Annotated in this window: 17 protein-coding genes; 11 read left to right on the forward strand and 6 right to left on the reverse strand. The window is 73.2% G+C overall.

Going from position 1 to position 17,998, the window contains the following annotated elements; translation table 11 throughout:
- The first annotated feature begins 117 nt into the window (after positions 1–117).
- The 3 genes from ACIG3E_RS12470 to ACIG3E_RS12480 all read left to right on the forward strand — a co-directional run bounded on the left by ACIG3E_RS12470 (position 118) and on the right by ACIG3E_RS12480 (position 3,302).
- On the forward strand, positions 118–1,899 hold the full coding sequence (locus ACIG3E_RS12470; RefSeq protein ID WP_399614632.1) for a lytic transglycosylase domain-containing protein: 1,782 nt from the start codon (positions 118–120) through the stop codon (positions 1,897–1,899).
- 258 nt (positions 1,900–2,157) lie between these two features.
- Positions 2,158–2,292, forward strand: coding sequence for an SPW_0924 family protein (locus ACIG3E_RS12475; RefSeq protein WP_399614634.1), 135 nt, complete (start codon positions 2,158–2,160; stop codon positions 2,290–2,292).
- Between the two features lie 11 nt (positions 2,293–2,303).
- Complete coding sequence (locus ACIG3E_RS12480) at positions 2,304–3,302, forward strand: DUF3068 domain-containing protein (protein ID WP_399614636.1); 999 nt, start codon at positions 2,304–2,306, stop codon at positions 3,300–3,302.
- Positions 3,303–3,305: 3 nt separating this feature from the next.
- Here ACIG3E_RS12480 and hrpB read toward each other — a convergent pair whose 3' ends face one another.
- Together hrpB and ACIG3E_RS12490 are read right to left on the reverse strand one after the other, a co-directional pair.
- Positions 3,306–5,846, reverse strand: a complete 2,541-nt coding sequence (gene hrpB, locus ACIG3E_RS12485) for an ATP-dependent helicase HrpB (RefSeq protein WP_399614638.1) — start codon at positions 5,844–5,846, stop codon at positions 3,306–3,308.
- An 89-nt stretch (positions 5,847–5,935) separates the two neighbouring features.
- Entirely contained in the window at positions 5,936–6,832 is an 897-nt protein-coding gene (locus ACIG3E_RS12490) for a class I SAM-dependent methyltransferase (protein ID WP_399614641.1), read from the reverse strand.
- A gap of 295 nt (positions 6,833–7,127) precedes the next feature.
- On the opposite strand from ACIG3E_RS12490, the gene rpsA reads away from it, so the two are divergent.
- A complete protein-coding gene (gene rpsA / locus ACIG3E_RS12495) occupies positions 7,128–8,633 on the forward strand; it encodes a 30S ribosomal protein S1 (protein ID WP_138959141.1) in 1,506 nt (501 codons plus the stop codon).
- Positions 8,634–8,802: 169 nt separating this feature from the next.
- On the opposite strand, the gene ACIG3E_RS12500 is transcribed toward rpsA, so the two are convergent.
- Positions 8,803–9,768: a right-handed parallel beta-helix repeat-containing protein gene (locus ACIG3E_RS12500; protein WP_399614645.1), complete on the reverse strand. Its 966-nt coding sequence runs from the start codon at positions 9,766–9,768 to the stop codon at positions 8,803–8,805.
- A gap of 240 nt (positions 9,769–10,008) precedes the next feature.
- Positions 10,009–10,209 carry a type II toxin-antitoxin system VapB family antitoxin gene (locus tag ACIG3E_RS12505; protein ID WP_399614648.1) on the reverse strand — a complete coding sequence of 67 codons (201 nt, stop codon included), beginning with the start codon at positions 10,207–10,209 and terminating at the stop codon, positions 10,009–10,011.
- 126 nt (positions 10,210–10,335) lie between these two features.
- Here ACIG3E_RS12505 and ACIG3E_RS12510 point away from each other — a divergent pair, with 126 nt between their 5' ends.
- The 4 genes from ACIG3E_RS12510 to ACIG3E_RS12525 all read left to right on the forward strand — a co-directional run bounded on the left by ACIG3E_RS12510 (position 10,336) and on the right by ACIG3E_RS12525 (position 12,890).
- The gene (locus ACIG3E_RS12510) at positions 10,336–11,274 is read left to right on the forward strand and encodes a PAC2 family protein (RefSeq protein ID WP_399614649.1); all 939 of its coding nucleotides are present in this window, start codon (positions 10,336–10,338) and stop codon (positions 11,272–11,274) included.
- A 23-nt stretch (positions 11,275–11,297) separates the two neighbouring features.
- Positions 11,298–11,900 (forward strand): dephospho-CoA kinase, encoded by a 603-nt coding sequence (gene coaE, locus ACIG3E_RS12515; RefSeq protein WP_399614652.1) that lies wholly within the window; start codon positions 11,298–11,300, stop codon positions 11,898–11,900.
- Positions 11,901–12,014: 114 nt separating this feature from the next.
- The gene (locus tag ACIG3E_RS12520; RefSeq protein WP_399614654.1) at positions 12,015–12,395 is read left to right on the forward strand and encodes a DUF3592 domain-containing protein; all 381 of its coding nucleotides are present in this window, start codon (positions 12,015–12,017) and stop codon (positions 12,393–12,395) included.
- 108 nt (positions 12,396–12,503) lie between these two features.
- Positions 12,504–12,890, forward strand: coding sequence for a tetratricopeptide repeat protein (locus tag ACIG3E_RS12525; protein ID WP_242716612.1), 387 nt, complete (start codon positions 12,504–12,506; stop codon positions 12,888–12,890).
- 27 nt (positions 12,891–12,917) lie between these two features.
- Here the strand turns inward: ACIG3E_RS12525 and ACIG3E_RS12530 are convergent, their stop codons facing one another.
- Positions 12,918–13,175 carry a DUF6343 family protein gene (locus tag ACIG3E_RS12530; protein ID WP_399614657.1) on the reverse strand — a complete coding sequence of 86 codons (258 nt, stop codon included), beginning with the start codon at positions 13,173–13,175 and terminating at the stop codon, positions 12,918–12,920.
- A gap of 76 nt (positions 13,176–13,251) precedes the next feature.
- Here ACIG3E_RS12530 and ACIG3E_RS12535 point away from each other — a divergent pair, with 76 nt between their 5' ends.
- The gene (locus tag ACIG3E_RS12535; RefSeq protein WP_399614659.1) at positions 13,252–14,253 is read left to right on the forward strand and encodes an acyltransferase domain-containing protein; all 1,002 of its coding nucleotides are present in this window, start codon (positions 13,252–13,254) and stop codon (positions 14,251–14,253) included.
- A gap of 149 nt (positions 14,254–14,402) precedes the next feature.
- On the opposite strand, the gene ACIG3E_RS12540 is transcribed toward ACIG3E_RS12535, so the two are convergent.
- Positions 14,403–14,822 carry an RNA-binding S4 domain-containing protein gene (locus tag ACIG3E_RS12540; protein ID WP_399614662.1) on the reverse strand — a complete coding sequence of 140 codons (420 nt, stop codon included), beginning with the start codon at positions 14,820–14,822 and terminating at the stop codon, positions 14,403–14,405.
- 110 nt (positions 14,823–14,932) lie between these two features.
- Here ACIG3E_RS12540 and ACIG3E_RS12545 point away from each other — a divergent pair, with 110 nt between their 5' ends.
- Positions 14,933–16,333, forward strand: coding sequence for a M20/M25/M40 family metallo-hydrolase (locus ACIG3E_RS12545; RefSeq protein WP_399614665.1), 1,401 nt, complete (start codon positions 14,933–14,935; stop codon positions 16,331–16,333).
- Complete coding sequence (locus ACIG3E_RS12550; protein WP_399614667.1) at positions 16,330–17,877, forward strand: YfcC family protein; 1,548 nt, start codon at positions 16,330–16,332, stop codon at positions 17,875–17,877. Before ACIG3E_RS12545 ends, ACIG3E_RS12550 begins: the two co-directional genes overlap by 4 nt.
- Positions 17,878–17,998: the final 121 nt, after the last annotated feature.

Raw genomic sequence — 17,998 nt, forward strand, 5'->3', positions numbered from 1 at the left:
CGAACAGGTGTCTCGGCTCCGAGAGTTGTCGTAGTGTCGCCTGAGCCGTCCCCTGAGGGCACGCGCGCGGGCGACGGGGCGGCACGAGCAGGTCGTCAAGGGGAGGGATTCACGGACATGGCGCCGGTATTCGGCAAGCGGCTGCGTAAGGCGACGGTGACCACCGCGGTCGCCGCCGCGGCGGTGGCGGCCCTGGCCGCCTCGCAGGCCCCGGGCGTGGCGACGACGGACCAGCCGCGTGACGAATGGGCCGCCGACTCCGCGCCGCCGCCGGACGGCGACTCCGCGACCGGCAACTCGCCGTACTACACGGACCTGCCGCCCCTCGAAAGCCCGGTGCCGCCCAGCGGCAAGCCCGGCGGCGGCGCCAAGGGCGACGCGGAGGCGGGCCTGCCCGCCACGGTCCTGGACGCGTACAAGAAGGCCGAGTCGGCCGTGCGCACGGCGAAGCCCGGCTGCAACCTCCCCTGGCAGCTGCTCGCCGCGATCGGCAAGGTCGAGTCGGGCCAGGCCCGCGGCGGCCGCGTCGACGACGACGGCACGACCCTCACGCCGATCCTCGGCCCGGTCCTCGACGGCAACGGCTTCGCGAAGATCACGGACACCGACCGCGGCGCCTTCGACGGCGACACCACGCACGACCGCGCCGTGGGCCCCATGCAGTTCATCCCCTCGACCTGGGCGTCCTCCGGCAAGGACGGCAACGGCGACGGCAAGAAGGACCCGAACAACATCTACGACGCCGCGCTCGCCGCCGCGCACTACCTGTGCGGGACCGACCGCGACCTGGCCGTCAAGGACGACCTGCACGCCGCGATCCTCAGCTACAACCGGTCCACGGAGTATCTGAACACGGTCCTGTCGTGGCTGGAGTACTACCGCAAGGGCACCCACGAGATCCCCGACGGCACCGGTCAGCTGCCCGGCGACCGCAGCGACAACGACCAGCCGCGGCGGCCCGGCCCCACCACGCCGTCCTCCCCGCGCCCCGGCACCACCCCGGTGGAGCGCGAGGGCACGTACACCCCGCCGCCCAGCGGTGGCGGCGAGCCGGGCGACGGCGGCTCGCAGAAGCCGCGGCCGCCCAAGCCCCGGCCCAAGCCGCCGTCCCCGCAGGAGCAGGTCTACGAGCTGAAGAACCGCGGCCCGGTCGAGCTCACCGCGACGGCGGGCGACGCCTTCGCCGAGCGCGTGCGGGTGTACGCCCAGACCGGTTCGGGGCGCGCGGTGGCCAAGGTGAAGATCCGGTTCACGATCAGCGGCAAGACGGACACGCGCTTCGAGGGCGGCGTCCGCAGCGTCACCGTCGCCACGGACTCCCGGGGCGACGCCGTCTCGCCGAAGCTGCGGGCGGGCGAGACGACGGGCGACTTCACCGTCCGCGCGCTGGTGGTGGGCCGCACCATCGACCCGGTCAAGGTGTCCGGCACCGTCACCGCCCGCAAGGCCGACGAAATCGTGCGCACCAGCGACAAGCCGCTGACGTGCGTGGCGGGGCAGGCCTTCGCCGAGCGGGTCGAGGTCAAGGCGACGTACAAGAACAAGCCCGCGGCCGGTGTCGCCGCGACCGCCACGATGATCAAGTCCAAGGACAGCCCGGTCGTCGCCGACAAGGGCCCCTACTTCAAGGGCACCGACGGCAAGCCGGTCCGCACCCTGAAGGGCCTCAAGACGGACGCCGACGGCAAGCTGCTGCTGCCGAAGATGTACGCCGGCGACGCGGCGGGCACGTATCTGCTGCGCATCGTCACCCAGGGCGGCGGCACGCTCCTCGTCGAGCTGGAGGTGACGGCACCCGTCACCGAGGAGCCCGAGGAGCCGGGCGAGCCGTCGTCGACCCCGTCCGGGACCGCGTCGCCGTCCGCGTCCACGTCGGCATCGGCGTCGCCGAGCACCTGACCGGCCCGCCCGGCATCCGCACCACCGAGACCGCCCCCGCGCCCCGTACGGCGCGGGGGCGGCCCGCGTTCACGGCAGCCCGCAGCCCGCAGCCCGCAGCCCGCAGCCCGCAGCCCGCAGCCCGCAGCCCGCAGCCCGTCTCCGCGCGATCTGTTCTCATCTCGTCCGGGCGTTGCTACGGTGCCCCGATCTGACGAATAGTCAGTTGCGGACGGGCGGTCAGGCGCGTCCGGCCCCGAGCCCGCCCGGGAGGCCCGTATGCGTGCCCTCATCGCCGCCGCCACCGGACTGGCCCTCGCCTTCGCCCTGGTCCTGACCGTCACGGCCATCGGTGCCCCGTCCGGCGAGACCTCGCCGAAACCGCTGCTCACCACCGTCCCCGAGCACCCCTAGGGAGGGCCGCGATGCGCCGCAAGGCCGGTCTGGTCCTGCTCGCCCTCGCCGTGTTCTTCGCGACCACGGCCCCGCTCCTTCGCTGGTACGCCTTCCCGCGCCTGGTCAAGATCCCGCCCGGCCGGTACGAGACGATGGTCCTGGAGGCGAAGCCCGCGACCCTCATCGACTACGGCACGATGAAGGCCAAGAAGGTCCCCAAGGTCACCATCGTGCAGACCCTCAAGGGCAACGTGGAGGCCTCCGAGAAGGTCGAGAAGAGCACCGACCGCGACGTCGTGGTCTGGGACGCGCTGTCGTACGTCCAGGGACCCGACGGCAAGATGGTCTCCAAGATCCCCGAGCGGTACATCTTCGACGCCCACAGCCAAGAACCCGTCCACGCCACCGGCGAGATGGTCGACGGCGACCGGGTGCGGCGCGAGGGCATCGAGTTCAAATGGCCCTTCCTGACGGAGAAGCGGGACTACGAGTACTTCGACGCGCAGGCCCGCGTCACCAAGCCCATCCACTACGGGGGCACCCGCACCTTCCGGGGCGTCGAGGTCTACTACTTCGAGCAGACCATCCCCTGGACCAAGGTCCCCATGCCCAAGGCGCTCCCGGTCAAGGGCCTCACGGCCGAGGCCATCGCCAAGACGGGCACGACGCGCTGGTACACCACGGTCCGCAGGTTCTGGATCGAGCCGACCACCGGGGCCCCCGTGTACGGCGAGGAGATCCACAAGGAGGAGCTGCGCGGCGGCACCCTGCTCGGCGACCGCGACAAGGTCACCGCGTTCTCCGGGCACGTGAAGATGCGCGAGGACTACATCCGCCACACCGTGGACCTGGTCAAGTCCCAGCGCGTCCTGGTCCTGCTCATGACCTCGTACCTGCCGTGGGGGTTCCTCGGCCTCGGCGTGCTCCTGCTGGCCCTCGCCCTGTGGCTGGAGGCACGCGGCCGCAGGCCCGGCGACCCGGAGCCGACGGGGGAGCCGGAACCCAGGCCGCAGCCCGTGAACGCCTGACCGTCAGGCCCGCTCGGCGCGCTCCTGGCGGGCCTTGGTGTGCCGCGTGGGCGTGGCCCGCGCCGGGTCCTCGGGCCACGGGTGCTTCGGATAGCGGCCGCGCAGCTCCGCCCGCACCGAGCGGTAGCCGTCCCGCCAGAACGAGGCCAGGTCCGCGGTGACCGCCGCCGGGCGCCCCGCGGGCGACAGGAGGTGCACGAGGAGCGGCACCCCGGCCACCCGGGGCGTGTCGTCGAGCCCGAACAGCTCCTGGAGCTTCACCGCCAGAACCGGCCGCTCCGGATCCGTGTAGTCCACCCGGACCCGGGAGCCGCTCGGCACCTCCACGCGCTCCGGCGCGAGCTCGTCCAGGCGCACCGCCTCGCCGCCCGCCCACGGAAGGAGTCGCGTCAGCGCCTGCCCCGCCTCGATCCGGGCCAGGTCCGCGCGGCGCCGGGCCCGGCCGAGCTCCGGTTCGAGCCAGGCGTCGGGCGCGGCGAGCAGCGCCGCGTCGGACACGTCGGGCCAGGGCTCGCCCAGGTGCAGCCGCAGGAAGCGCAGCCGGTCCCGCAGCGCGGCGGCGTCCTTGCTCCAGCGCAGCAGCGCCACGCCCTCCCGCCGCAGGCCGTCGAGCAGCGCGTCCCGTACGCGTCGGGGGTCGGGGTCCCGCAGGGGCCGCACCGCGAGCTCCACCGCGCCGAGCCGCGCCACGTGCCGCGCGACCACGTCCCCCTCTGCCCAGGCGACCTCGTCCCCTTCGGCGTACAGGGAGGAGGCGGCGGCCCGCGCGACCTCCTCGTCGACGACCGCGCCGAGCCGTACGCGCGCGTGCCCCGCGCCGACGGGCCGGTCGGCCACCGCCACGGCCACCCAGGGCGCCCCGCCGAGCCCGGAGCCCGGGCCCGCCTCGGCCCGGGTGCCGCCCGCCATCAGATACGTCCCGTCCGCCGCGCGCCGGGCGACGCGCTCGGGGAAGGCGAGGGCGGCCACGAGCCCGACGACGGCGTCGTCCCCCGGCGCCTTCGCCGCCGCGTCACCGGCGGGCGGCCGGGAAGCCCCGGAGCCCACGGCCGCCGTGAGCCGGGACACCTCCGTGCGCCACCGCCCTGCGTATCCGTCGCCCCCGCGCCGGGCGCCGCGCAGGGCCGCCGCGAGGTCGTCGCCGTACTCTCGGGGCGGCTCCTCGCTCAGCAGCGCCACCGCCTCCGCGGCCCGCCGGGCGCCGACCCGCGGCGCGGCGTCCAGGAGGGCGCGTGCGAGCCGGGGGTGGACCCCCATCCGGGAAAGCCGCAGGCCCCGCTCCGTGGCCCGGCCCGTGTCCGCGTCGACCGCCCCGACGGCGGTCAGGACCTCGCGGGCGGCCGCCATGGCGCCACCGGGCGGCGGGTCGAGCAGCGCGAGCCCCCCGGCGCCCGGGTCGCCCCAGCACGCCGCCTGGAGGGCGAACGCCGTCAGGTCCGCGACCTTGATCTCGGGGGCGGGGAACCGCGGCAGGCGCCCGTCCTCCGCCGGGGTCCAGCAGCGGTACACCGCGCCCGGCGCCTCGCGCCCGGCCCGCCCCGCCCGCTGGCGCCCGGCCGCCTGCGAGGCCCGTACCGTCGTCAGGGCGCTGAGCCCGCGCGCGTGGTCCACGCGCGGCTCGCGGGCCAGGCCCGAGTCGACCACGACCCGCACCCCCGGCACCGTCAGGGACGACTCGGCCACCGAGGTCGCGAGCACCACGCGCCGTCGCTCGCCCCCGGCGAGCACCGCGTCCTGCACCTCGGCCGGGGCGCGCCCGTGCACCTGGAGGACCTCCACGTCCGCGAGCCCGGCCAGCTGCCCGGCCACGCGGCCGATCTCGCCGACGCCCGGCAGGAAGCACAGCACGTCGCCCGCGCGCTCCCGCAGCGCCCGCCGCACCACCGCGGCGACGTGGGAGAGCAGCGCGGGGTCCACACGCAGCCCGTGCGGCGGCCGCACCGGGGTCGTCGGGGGCGCCCACACCACCTCCACGGGGTGGGCGACGCCCGCCGCCTCCACCACCGGCGCGTCCCCCAGGAGGCGGGCCCAGCCTTCGGCGTCCGTCGTCGCGGACGCCGCCACCAGCTTCAGCTCCGGGCGCAGCGCCTCGCGCACGTCGATCAGGAAGGCCGCCGCGGTGTCCGCGTCCAGGTGCCGCTCGTGGCACTCGTCCAGGACGACGACGTCCACGCCCGCCAGCTCCTGGTCCCGTTGCAGGCGCTGGAGCAGGACGCCGGTCGTGACGACCTCCACGCGCGTGTGGGGGCCGACCAGGCGCTCGCCGCGCACCGTGTAGCCGACGGTCCGGCCGACCTTCTCGCCGAGGAGCCACGCCATGCGCCGGGCGGCGGCGCGTGCCGCGATGCGCCGGGGCTCGGCGACGACCACGCGCCGTACCGGCCCTTCACCCTCCGTGAGGCCCGCGAGGGCCAGCGGCACCAGGGTGGTCTTGCCCGTGCCGGGCGGCGCGCACAGCACGGCGGCTCCGGGCCCGTCGAGGGCGGCGCGCAGCGCGGGCAGCGCCTCGCGCACGGGCAGGTTCAGGGCGGCGTCACGGATCACGCCCCCAGTGTCGTACGGACCCGGCGGCCGTCCGCTCCCCCCAGTGTCCTACGGGCCCGGCGGACGCCCACCGGGCCCCCGGTGGAACGTCAGTCCCGCTCGCACACGAAGATCGCGGTCCCCGGGATCAGGTTCCCGCGCAGCGGGGACCAGCCGCCCCACTCCTGGGTGTTCCACGCGGGCCACTCCGGCTCCACCAGGTCCACCAGGCGGAAACCGCCCGCGACCACGTCACGGACCCGGTCGCCGAGCGTCCTGTGGTGCTCGACGTAGACCGCGCGGCCGCTGTCGTCCTGCTCGACGTACGGCGTGCGGTCGAAGTACGAGGCAGCCACCGACAGGCCCTCGGGGCCCGGCTCGTCGGGGAACGCCCAGCGGATCGGGTGCGTCACGGAGAACACGAACCGCCCGCCGGGCCGCAGCACCCGCCGCACCTCCCGCAGCACCCGCACCGGCTCCGCGACGAACGGCAGCGCCCCGTACGCGGAGCAGGCCAGGTCGAAGGAGCCGTCCGCGAAGGGCAGCACGCCCGCGTCCGCCTCCACCAGCGGCACCCGGCCGCCGTCGATCCGCAGCGCGTGCTGGAGCTGGCGGTGGGAGAGGTCGAGCGCCACGGGCCGCGCGCCCTGACCGGCCAGCCAGCGCGAGCACTGGGCGGCGCCCGCGCCGATCTCCAGGACGTCCTTGCCCTTCAGGGCCTCCGCCGGGCCGAGCAGCTCCGCCTCGACCTCGTCGAGCCCCTCGGGGCCCCAGACGAAGCGGTCGTCACCGAGGAACGTGCCGTGCTCGATCTGGTACTCGTCGGCGTTCCGGTCCCACCAGCCCCGATTGGCGCGCACACTCTCGGTGACGCCGGAGTCGCGACGGGTGGCCTCGGGCTCGGACGTGTCGGGCTCTTGGATGATCTGCTCCCTCGTCGGTACGCTGCGGGCGCCGCCGTCCGGAAGGCGACGCGGCAGAGCGCGCTGCGGCCGGTGTGGCCTCATGGAACTGGATTTGTGCCGGGTATGCGGCGTTCCGCCCCGGGTGTGCGCCTTCGCGCATTGACCCTGTCGGGCGGCCCCCGTATGCTACAAGTTGCGCTGCGAGCTTGCGTTCCTCAGACATAGCAGGCTGCGCTCGCGTCTGTATGTATGTCCCCTCGGTTGTCGAGGCGCTTTCCGTTTCCTTCGGGATCCGGAAGCCAGCGTCTCCTAAGCTGTCCGGCTTCTGCAGAGCGAAACGGGCTCCGGCGTATGCAGTACCTACGACTTCAATGTCCGTACCGGAGCCCTTTCCCACATGACGAGCAGCACCGAGACCACCGCCACCACCCCGCAGGTTGCGGTCAACGACATCGGTAACGAGGAAGCCTTCCTCGCCGCGATCGACGAGACGATCAAGTACTTCAACGACGGCGACATCGTCGACGGCGTCATCGTGAAGGTCGACCGGGACGAGGTCCTGCTCGACATCGGTTACAAGACCGAAGGCGTCATCCCGAGCCGCGAGCTCTCCATCAAGCACGACGTCGACCCGAACGAGGTCGTCGCGGTTGGTGACGAGATCGAGGCCCTGGTTCTCCAGAAGGAGGACAAGGAAGGTCGCCTGATCCTCTCGAAGAAGCGCGCCCAGTACGAGCGTGCCTGGGGCACCATCGAGAAGATCAAGGAAGAAGACGGCATCGTCACCGGTACCGTCATCGAGGTCGTCAAGGGTGGTCTCATCCTCGACATCGGCCTCCGCGGCTTCCTCCCGGCCTCCCTGGTCGAGATGCGCCGTGTTCGCGACCTCCAGCCCTACGTGGGCAAGGAGCTCGAGGCGAAGATCATCGAGCTGGACAAGAACCGCAACAACGTGGTCCTGTCCCGCCGCGCCTGGCTGGAGCAGACCCAGAGCGAGGTCCGCCAGACCTTCCTCACCACCCTCCAGAAGGGTCAGGTGCGCTCCGGCGTCGTCTCCTCCATCGTCAACTTCGGTGCCTTCGTGGACCTGGGTGGCGTCGACGGTCTCGTCCACGTCTCCGAGCTGTCCTGGAAGCACATCGACCACCCCTCCGAGGTCGTCGAGGTCGGCCAGGAGGTCACGGTCGAGGTCCTGGACGTCGACATGGACCGCGAGCGCGTCTCCCTGTCGCTGAAGGCGACCCAGGAAGACCCGTGGCAGCAGTTCGCCCGCACCCACCAGATCGGCCAGGTCGTGCCCGGCAAGGTCACGAAGCTGGTTCCGTTCGGTGCGTTCGTCCGCGTGGACGAGGGCATCGAGGGTCTGGTCCACATCTCCGAGCTGGCCGAGCGCCACGTGGAGATCCCGGAGCAGGTCGTCCAGGTCAACGACGAGATCTTCGTCAAGGTCATCGACATCGACCTCGAGCGTCGCCGGATCTCGCTGTCCCTGAAGCAGGCCAACGAGTCCTTCGGTGCCGACCCGGCGTCGGTCGAGTTCGACCCGACCCTGTACGGCATGGCCGCGTCCTACGACGACCAGGGCAACTACATCTACCCCGAGGGCTTCGACCCGGAGACCAACGACTGGCTGGAGGGCTTCGACGCCCAGCGCGAGGCGTGGGAGACCCAGTACGCCGAGGCGCAGCAGCGCTTCGAGCAGCACCAGGCTCAGGTCATCAAGTCCCGCGAGGCCGACGCCCAGGCGGCGGCCGAGGGCGGCGACGCCGCGGCTGCGGCTCCGGCCGCCTCCGGTGGCGGCGGCGGTTCGTACTCCTCCGAGGGTGCGGACACCTCCGGCGCGCTGGCTTCGGACGAGGCGCTGGCCGCTCTTCGCGAGAAGCTTGCGGGTGGCCAGAGCTGAAGCTCTAGCTATCACTAGCTGAAACGGCGGGCCGTACCCCAACTTGGGGTGCGGCCCGCCGCGCGTTTTCCTCTGGCTGCCGGTCCGTTGGGGCTGGGCGCGCCCACGCGGCGGAGCCGCAGATCGTCACAGCCCCGCGCCCCTTCGGGCGCCTCCCTGAGGGGCGCTGTTACGGCGTGACCGGGACGTTGGTCAGGCCCTTGCCGCCCTTGACCGTGTTGCTGGCGTAGACCGTCGTCCGACAGGACCCGTTCTGGTTCGTCACGTTGATCGCCAGTTGCTTGTCGCCCGTCGCGCCGGTCAGGTCGGACTTGTTGGCGCGGAACACCGTGCCGCACCCCCAGCCGGACTGCTGCGTGTGCGTCTCGAAGCCGTTGTTCGTGGTGTTCTTGCCGGTGTTGTTCTCGATGACGTAGCCGTTGCCCTTCACGTCGATCCACGAGTCGTCGTAGTTGTTGCCGGTCAGGCCCCTGCCGTCGAACGTGTTGCCCGCGACGCGGCCGCCCCGTGTGCCCTCCTTCAGGTCGACGGCCTCGCCGCCCACGTCGGGGCCGATGACGTTGTCCAGGATCGACACGTTGTCGCTCCGGTCGGAGAGGGTGTTCGCGGAGCCCACGTACACGCCCTCGCCCATGCCCCGGCCGTCGTTGCCGGTGTCGTAGACGCGGGAGTTCTTGATGACGCCGTCGGGGCTCGACGTGCGGAAGTGCACGCCCTCCATGTCCAGGCCGTGGACCGTCACGCCGTCCACCACGACCCCGCGCGCGGAGTCGATCATGATGCCCTTCTGGCCGCCGGTGACGGTGACGCCCTTGACCGTCCAGTACGAGGCCCCGTCGAGGTGCAGACCGTAGCCGCCGCCCGCGGTCAGGACCGCCTTGGGGGAGCCGGTCAGGGTGATGCGGGCGTCGGAGCGCGCGGCGGTCGTGGACTTGAAGTTCCCGGAGTAGGTGCCGTCGGCGAGGTGGATCGTGTCGCCGGGTGCCGCGGCGGCGAGGGCCGCCTTGAGCTGGGCGGCCGTGGAGACCTCGATGGCCTGGGCGGGCGCCCCGGGCCGCGCGTGCGCGGTGAGGGCGAGGCCGCCCGTGGCGGTGACGGCGGCCAGGACGGAGGCGAGCAGGGAGCGCGTGCGCATGGGGGTCCCTTCCCGTGAACGGACGAAGCGGGTTCGTGTACATGAATGCTGGGCGGGATGCTGAACGCTGAACTGCTTCGAGACGGTAGAGGTGGGGCATGTGCGCGTCAAGGTCTGGGCCAAAGGTGGGTGAACTGGCGTGTGGGGACATGCGAAAGCCGTGAACTCGGCGCCTCCTGGGCCTAGTTCACGGATAGGAACATCGCGAGGTGTCGGGTCCGCCGCTCCGGCGGGGGCGCGTCAGCCCTGCTCTTCGCGCGCCCTCGGCTCCGCGTCGCGCAGGCTCTGGTCCGTGCGCCCGGTGCGCGCTTCCGTGCGGTGGCCCCGCGCGATGTAGTCGCGTACGACGGCCTCGACGGCGTCCTGTGGGGAGCCCACTCCGGCCAGGACCATCACCTCCACTACCAGTTCCGCGTCGAGACTGATGTTGACCTTGGCCACGGGTGCCCCCTTCGCTGCGTCGTACCCGGACCCTAACTGCTCAGGTGCGCACGCGATCGCCGACGGCGGGAATGCCCGCCCTCCACGGCGCGTTCTGCTCTATGAACACGAGGAGGAGCGGTCACTGTGCTTGATCCGCAGGGTTTGTACGCGTGGGAGCCCAAGGGGCTCGCGGTCGTCGACATGGCGCTTGCCCAGGAGTCGGCCGGTCTTGTCATGCTCTACCACTTCGACGGATACATCGACGCGGGCGAGACCGGCGACCAGATCGTCGAGCGGCTCGTGGACAACCTTCCCGGACAGGTCGTGGCCCGCTTCGACCACGACCGGCTCGTCGACTACCGCGCGCGGCGCCCGCTGCTCACCTTCCAGCGCGACAGGTGGAGCGACTACGAGGAGCCCACCCTCGACGTGCGGCTGCTCCAGGACGCCACCGGCGCGCCCTTCCTGCTGCTCTCCGGCCCCGAGCCGGACATCGAGTGGGAGCGCTTCGCCGCCGCCGTCAAGGAGATCGTCGAACGGCTCGGCGTGCGGCTCTCGGTGAACTTCCACGGCATCCCGATGGGCGTCCCGCACACCCGTCCCGTCGGCCTCACCCCGCACGGCAACCGCACCGACCTGGTGCCGGGCCACGCCAGCCCCTTCGACGAGGCGCAGGTGCCCGGCAGCGCGGAGGCGCTCGTCGAGTACCGCCTGTCGCAGGCGGGGCACGACGTGCTCGGCGTCGCCGCGCACGTGCCGCACTACGTGGCCCGGTCGGCGTACCCCGACGCGGCCCTGACCGTCCTGGAGGCGATCACCGCCGCCACCGGTCTCGTGCTGCCCTCGGCCGCGCACGCGCTGCGCACGGAGGCCCACCGCACCCAGACCGAGATCGACCGCCAGATCCAGGAGGGCGACGAGGAACTGGTCGCGCTCGTCCAGGGACTTGAGCACCAGTACGACGCCGCCGCGGGCGCGGAGTCGCGGGGCAACATGCTCGCCGAGCCCGTGGAGATCCCGTCGGCGGACGAGATCGGCCGCGAGTTCGAGCGCTTCCTCGCGGAGCGGGAGGGCGACGGCTGACGGCAGGGCCTAAGCTGCCGGTCATGCTGAAGGTGGGTTTGACCGGCGGTATCGGCGCCGGCAAGAGCGAGGTGTCGCGGCTGCTCGTCGCGTCCGGGGCCGTGTTGATCGACGCCGACCGCATCGCGCGCGAGGTGGTGGCGCCCGGCACGGACGGGCTCGCCGAGGTCGTGGAGGCCTTCGGCGCGGACGTCCTCGCCGCGGACGGTTCCCTGGACCGGCCCAAGCTCGGGGCGATCGTCTTCTCCGACGCCGCGAAGCTGGCCACGCTCAACGGCATCGTGCACCCCCGGGTGGGCGCGCGCTCGGCCGAGCTGGAGCGGGCGGCCGCCCCGGACGCGGTGGTGGTGCACGACGTGCCGCTGCTCACCGAGAACGGGCTCGCGCCGCTGTACGACCTGGTGATCGTCGTCGACGCGAGCCCCGCGACCCAGCTCGACCGCCTGGTACGGCTGCGCGGCATGACCGAGGACGACGCCCGCGCCCGGATGGCCGCCCAGGCCACACGCGAGAAGCGCCTGGAGATCGCCGACATCGTGATCAACAACGACGGCCCCCTGGACGCCCTGCCCCCACGCGTAACAGCCGTCTGGCAGGACCTTCAGAAACGCGCGCGGGTGGACTGAGCGCCCCGTAGGGACATGGAGCGGGCTGAGCGGGGGGAGCGCCCCGTAGGGGCGCGGGGAACTGCGCGACCAGCCACAACAGACCCGCAGACGATCGACGAAGGGCGGGTGGGCATGGCCGTATGGGCGGCGTTCACCGTAGTGGGCGGACTCGTGGCGCTGCTCGCAGGCGCGTACGGCCTGGACCGAACCCGCCGCGTCACCGAGGCGGGACAGGGGGCGGAGGCGCTCGTCAAGGCGGTGCGGCAGGGCGCCGACCGCCCCGCGCTCCAGTTCGAGACGGCGGACGGGCAGGTCGTGGAGGTCCCCTCGCCGGTGCCGGTGAGCCGCAGACGGCCCCTGCGGGCGGGGCAGCGGGTGCCGATCCTGTACGACGCCGACGACCCCCGCGAGGTGGTGGTCCTCGGGCGCGAACGGCGCGGCCTCGACTGGGCGTTCGTGGGGGCGGGCGCGGGCCTGGTGCTCGCGGGGCTCGTCCTCGCCGTCGTGGTGTAGGCGGCACGGCGGAGGCAGCTCGGGGCGCCGGGCCGTCGGTGCGATCGTAGGGGAATATGCGCACGCCCCCGGGGCGTTAACGCACAGAGGCGAGGGAAGGAGTCCGGCGTGCCCGAAAGCAGCCCGGAGAGCCATGTCATCGACTTCCGCGCGGCGGAGCAGCTCCTCGCCGCCCGGGATCCTCGGGGCGCGGTGAAGCTCCTCGACACGGTCATCGCCGCCCATCCGGAGAACACGGCGGCGCGTCTGCTGCGCGCCCGCGCCTTCTTCGCCTCCGCCCAACTGCGGGCGGCCGAGCTGGAGTTCAGCATCGTCCTGGAGCGCGAGCCGGACAACGCGTTCGCGCACTTCGCGCTCGCCCGCACCTATGAGCGCGCCCTGCGGCCCGACCAGGCACGCCGCCACTTCCGGCTCGCGGCGGCGCTCGACCCGCAGCCGGACTACCTGGCGGCGGCGCGGTTCGACGACACGGACGGCCCCGGCCGCGGCGCGTGAAGGACCCGGCGCGGGGCGCGGGTGCGCTCAGGTCCGCGGCGGCTCGTACGGCGGTACGTCGCGTCCGGGCTGGAAGTGCGGCCCCTGCCGGATGTGGCGCAGGACGAGCGCCATGTCCACGGTGACCACCACCCACAGCACGCCGCACGCCGCGGCCCAGCCGGGGCGCCCGGCGAGCGCGAAGGCCACCGTGCCCGCGGTGGCCCAGACCAGGCCCCATACGCTGAACCAGAAGCGCATGCGCAAGGGGCTGCGTGCCGTGACCGGTTCACTGCCTGTGCGCATCGGACGTCATCTCCTCCTTCCAGGGTCCTCCCGGCACGGGCGGAGCGGAAGGGGCGACCGAGGGGTAGGTGGGGCTGTGCTGGACGTGCTGCGGGCCGCGGCGGAGAGTGACGAGGGGCTCGCCGCGTGGCTGAAGGAGCTGGCGGACGCGGGGGAGCCGCGGGCCGCCGCCGTCCTGCCGGAGGGCGAGGAGCTGACGGAGGTCCTCTTCGACCTGGCCGTGCCCCACGAGGACGTCAACGAGATCGTGGCGCTGCGCGCGCACGTGCTCGGGCACGACGACACCCGGTGGCTCCTTCAGCGGTGCGTCGACGCGCTCGTGCGGGACCTGGGCGAGCCCGGGGCGCAGCCCCGCATGCCGGTGCTGCCCGAGGAGCTGGGCGAGTTGGGCAGCTGCTTCTACGTGTTCGTGTTCCTCGCCGCGCTGCCGTACGTGCGCGCGTACCACCGCCGTCGCGGCATACCCGAGGGCGTGGCCCGCCGCACCCTCGCCGACCTCGGGCGGCACATGGCCGTCCACCGCAGGGGGCACGGGGGCCGCGGCGTGCCGGTGCCCTCCTGGAACGCGCTGCACTTCCGGGGCGAGCTCTACCAGCTGGGGCGGCTGCAGTTCCAGCGGGCGCGGCTCGGCGCGCGCATGGGCGAGGCCGTCGCGCGGGCCGGTCTGGACCTCGGGCCCGGGGACCTGTGTCTGAGCGTGCACATACCGGACTTCCACGGTCCGCTGTCGCCCGAGGCCTGCGACCGCTCGGTGGCGCTCGCCCGGGAGTTCTTCCCGCGCCACTTCCCCCAGGAGCGCTACGAGGTCGCGGTGTGCCACTCGTGGCTGCTCGACCCGCAGTTGAAGCGGTATCTGCCCGCCGAGGCGAACATCGTGCGCTTCCAGGACCGCTTCCGGCACGCCACGACGTACGGAGACGAAGAGCCCGACGACACCGTGCCGATCGGCTTCGTCTTCGGCGACCGGGACCTGCCGGTGGCCGGGCTGCCGCGGCGGACCCGCCTGGAACGGGCCGTCGGCGACCATCTGCGGGCGGGCGGCCACTGGTACGGGGGCCACGGCTGGTTCCGGCTGTAGCTCCGGTGCCCGGCCGCCCCTTCATCGCGCTGGCGCGCTCGTCCTCCATCGCCGGACGGGCTTGACGCGTCCCGCAGCGGCATACCGGCGTGCGGGAGGAAGGGAGCCCGTCCGGCGATTGAGGACGAGGCGCGGAGCGCCGATGGGGGTCAGGGGCCCGGGGGCAGACCCGGGGCGCCGCGCAGGCGCTCCAGTTCGCGGCGGTCCCGCTTCGTGGGGCGCCCCGTGCCGCGGTCGCGGATGCCCGCCGGGGCCACCGCCTCGCGCGGCGGCGGGGGCGGGCTGTTGTCCACGTAGCACTCGACCGCCACGGGCGCGCCCACCCGCTTGCGGATCACGCGCTTGACGATCACGATCCGCTCGCGGCCCCCGGCCTGGCGAAGCCGGACCTCGTCGCCGGGCTTCACGCCGTGCGCGGGCTTCACGCGCTCGCCGTTGACCCGCACGTGACCGCCCTTGCAGGCGGCCGCACCCATCGAGCGGCTCTTGACCAGGCGTACCGACCAGATCCAGCTGTCGACGCGCACGGCGTTGCCCGTCGCGTCGCCTCCCGAAGTCTCCGAAGCCATGGGTCGACCTTAGTGCGGCATCGGTGCGGGCGGCCCGGGCGCACGGCGAGCCGTCCGGAATCCGCGAGCCACCGCACCCGATAATTCGGGATCATCACGGCAAATCACGCATGACAGCTGACCCCGAGGTGCTGCCCATGACGCCCGAAGAGCTCGCCACCACGGTCGACGGCCTGATGGACGGCTTGCACGCCGACCTCGTACGGCTGTCGTCGATCCCCTCGATCGCCTTCCCCGGGTTTCCGAGCGGGCCCGTGGAGGAGGCCCACGACCTGGTCGCCGCGCTGCTGCGGGACGCCGGTGTGCCCGCGGTCGAGCGCATCGACCTGCCCGACACCGCCCCGGTCGTCTACGGCGAGATCCCGCCGCCCGACCCCGGCGCCCCGACCGTCCTGCTGTACGGCCACTACGACGTGCAGCCGCCCGGCGACGAGAGGCTGTGGCGGTCGCCGCCCTTCGAGCCGACGCCCGTCGAGGGGGGCCTGCGTGCCCGGGGCATCGCCGACGACAAGTCCAACGTCATCGCGCACCTCGGGATGCTGCGCGCGTACGGGGGCCGCCCGCCCGTCGGGGTGAAGATCGTCGTCGAGGGCCAGGAGGAGTACGGCAGCGCCTTCGACGGCTATCCGCCCACCGACCCCGGCCGCTTCGCCTGCGACGCCATGGTCATCGCCGACCTCGGCAACCTCCGCCCCGGCACCCCCACCCTCACCACGGGCCTGCGCGGCGCCGCCGAGGTCGTCGTCGAGGTGCGCACCCTCGACGAGCCGCGCCACAGCGGCGAGTTCGGCGGCGCCGCGCCCGACGCGCTGCTCGTCCTGCTCAAGGCCCTGGCCACCCTCCACGACGTCCACGGCGACGTGGCCGTGGCGGGCCTGCGCCGCGAGGAGTGGACCGGGACCTCGTACACCGAGGAGGAGTTCCGCGACCTCGCGGGCGTGCGCGACGGCGTGCCGCTGATCGGCAGCGGCGGCCTCGGCGAGCGGCTGTGGAGCGGGCCCGCGATCACCGTGATCGGCCTGGACGCGCCCGGTGTGGAGCACGCCGCTTCGGCGGTCGTGCCGCACGCGAGGGCGAAGCTGAACCTGCGCTTCCATCCGCGCCAGGACCCGCGCGAGGCCCGGGACGCGCTCGTCGAGCACCTGCGGTCCCTCAGGCCCTTCGGCGTCCCGCTGACCGTCACGCCCGGCGACACCGGGCCCGGCTACGAGGCCACGACCGGCGGTCCCGCCTACCGCGCGGCGCTCGCCGCCCTCAAGGAGGCGTGGGGCGCGGACGCCTCGTACGTGGCGACGGGCGGCTCGATCCCGCTGGTCAACGGGCTCGCCGCGGCGGCGCCCGGCGCGGAGGTGCTCCTCTTCGGCGCGCAGGACAGCATGTGCAATCTGCACGCCCCGAACGAGCGCGTCCTCTTCTCCGAGCTGCGCAACACCGTCGTGGCCATGGGCGCCTTCGTGCGCGAGTACGCGGACGGCTTCCGCGCCGGTGACCGGACGGGAGGCACGGCATGACCGCGTCCCCGCCCGCGCCCCCGCCCGCCCCCGCGCCCGAAGAGCCCGCCAGGAAGCGGAAGTTCACCTTCCCCAGTGCCCTGACCGTGCTCGCCGTCGTCACCGTGGCGGTGTGGCTGCTCGCCTTCCTGATCCCGTCGGGCGAGTACGACCGCAACGCCAAGGGCGCCCCCGTCCAGGGCAGTTACCACCGCGTCGCGGGCGACCAGTCCTTCGTGGACCGCCTCAACGACCTGTTCCTCGCGCCCGTCAACGGCCTGTACGGCATCCAGGACACCGCGTCGGGGCAGGTCGGCCCGGATCTGACCGGCGATCTGTACGGCAGCGCGGGCGTGTTCCTCTTCGTGCTCGCGATCGGCGCGTTCATCACCGTCGTCTTCGCCACCGGCGCCCTGGACCGGGGCATCGGGCGGCTCGCCCACCGGCTGCGCGAGCGCGGCGCGCTGCTCATCGCGGGCGTCATGGTGGTGTTCTCCGTCCTCGGCACCGTCGAGGGCTTCGCCGAGGAGACGCTCGGCTTCTACGGCCTGATCGTGCCGCTGATGCTGGCCCTCGGCTACGACCGCATGACCGCTGTCGGCGCGATCATCCTGGGCGCGGGCGTCGGCGTGCTGTGCTCGACGGTCAACCCCTTCGCGACGGGCGTGGCCTCCTCGGCGGCGGACATCTCCCTCGGCGACGGCATCGTGCTGCGGTTCGCGATGTGGCTGGTGCTCACGGGGGTGACGGTCGCGTACGTCGTCTGGTACGCGCGGCGCGTGCGGCGCGACCCCGAGCGCTCGCTCAGCGGGTTCCTGCCGGGCGACCGCGAGCAGACTCAGGGCGCGGGGCGCACGGACGCCGAGGTGCCCGAGCTGACCGGGCTGCACAAGGCGATCCTGGTCGTCGTCGCCCTGGTCTTCGCTTTCATGATCTTCTCGGTGGTGCCGTGGTCGAGCGCGCTCACCGGGGACGCGGACGCGAAGCCGTACGGCTTCGAACTCGACTGGTCCTTCCCGCAGCTCGCCGCCCTGTTCCTGTGCGCGGCGGTGCTCGTGGGCCTGGTCGCGCGGATGGGCGAGCAGAAGCTCAGCGCGACCGTCATCCAGGGCGCGGCCGACTTCATCTCGCCCGCCCTGGTGATCGTCCTGGCCCGGGGCGTCACCGTGATCATGAACAACTCACGGGTCACGGACACCGTCCTGCACTCGATCGAGGGCGTGGTCAAGGGGACGTCGTCCGGGGTGTTCGCGGTGATCGTGTTCGTGGTGAACCTGCCGCTCGCGTTCCTGATCCCGTCCACGTCCGGGCACGCCACGCTCGCCATGCCGATCCTCGCGCCGCTCGCGGACTTCGCCGGGGTGTCGCGGTCGGTCGTCGTCACCGCCTGGGCGGCGGCCAGCGGGTGGATGAACCTGTGGGTGCCGACCACCGCGGTGACCATCGGCGGCGTCGCCCTGGCGAAGGTGGGCTACGACCGGTACCTGCGGTTCGTGTGGCCGCTGCTCGCGATCCTGTTGGTGCTGATCTGCGGGTTCGTTGCGTTGGGGGCGGCGGTGACGTGACGGGGCCTCTCTCCCCCAACCCGCCCCTTCCCGAAGCCGGGGGCTTCGCCCCCTGGACCCCGTTCGTCGGCCTTCGGCCTCGTCCTCACACGCCGGACGGGCTGAATCTCTCCCGGGAGCC

It is taken from the genome of Streptomyces sp. NPDC053474 (assembly GCF_044544845.1).
Classification (GTDB): Bacteria; Actinomycetota; Actinomycetes; order Streptomycetales; family Streptomycetaceae; genus Streptomyces.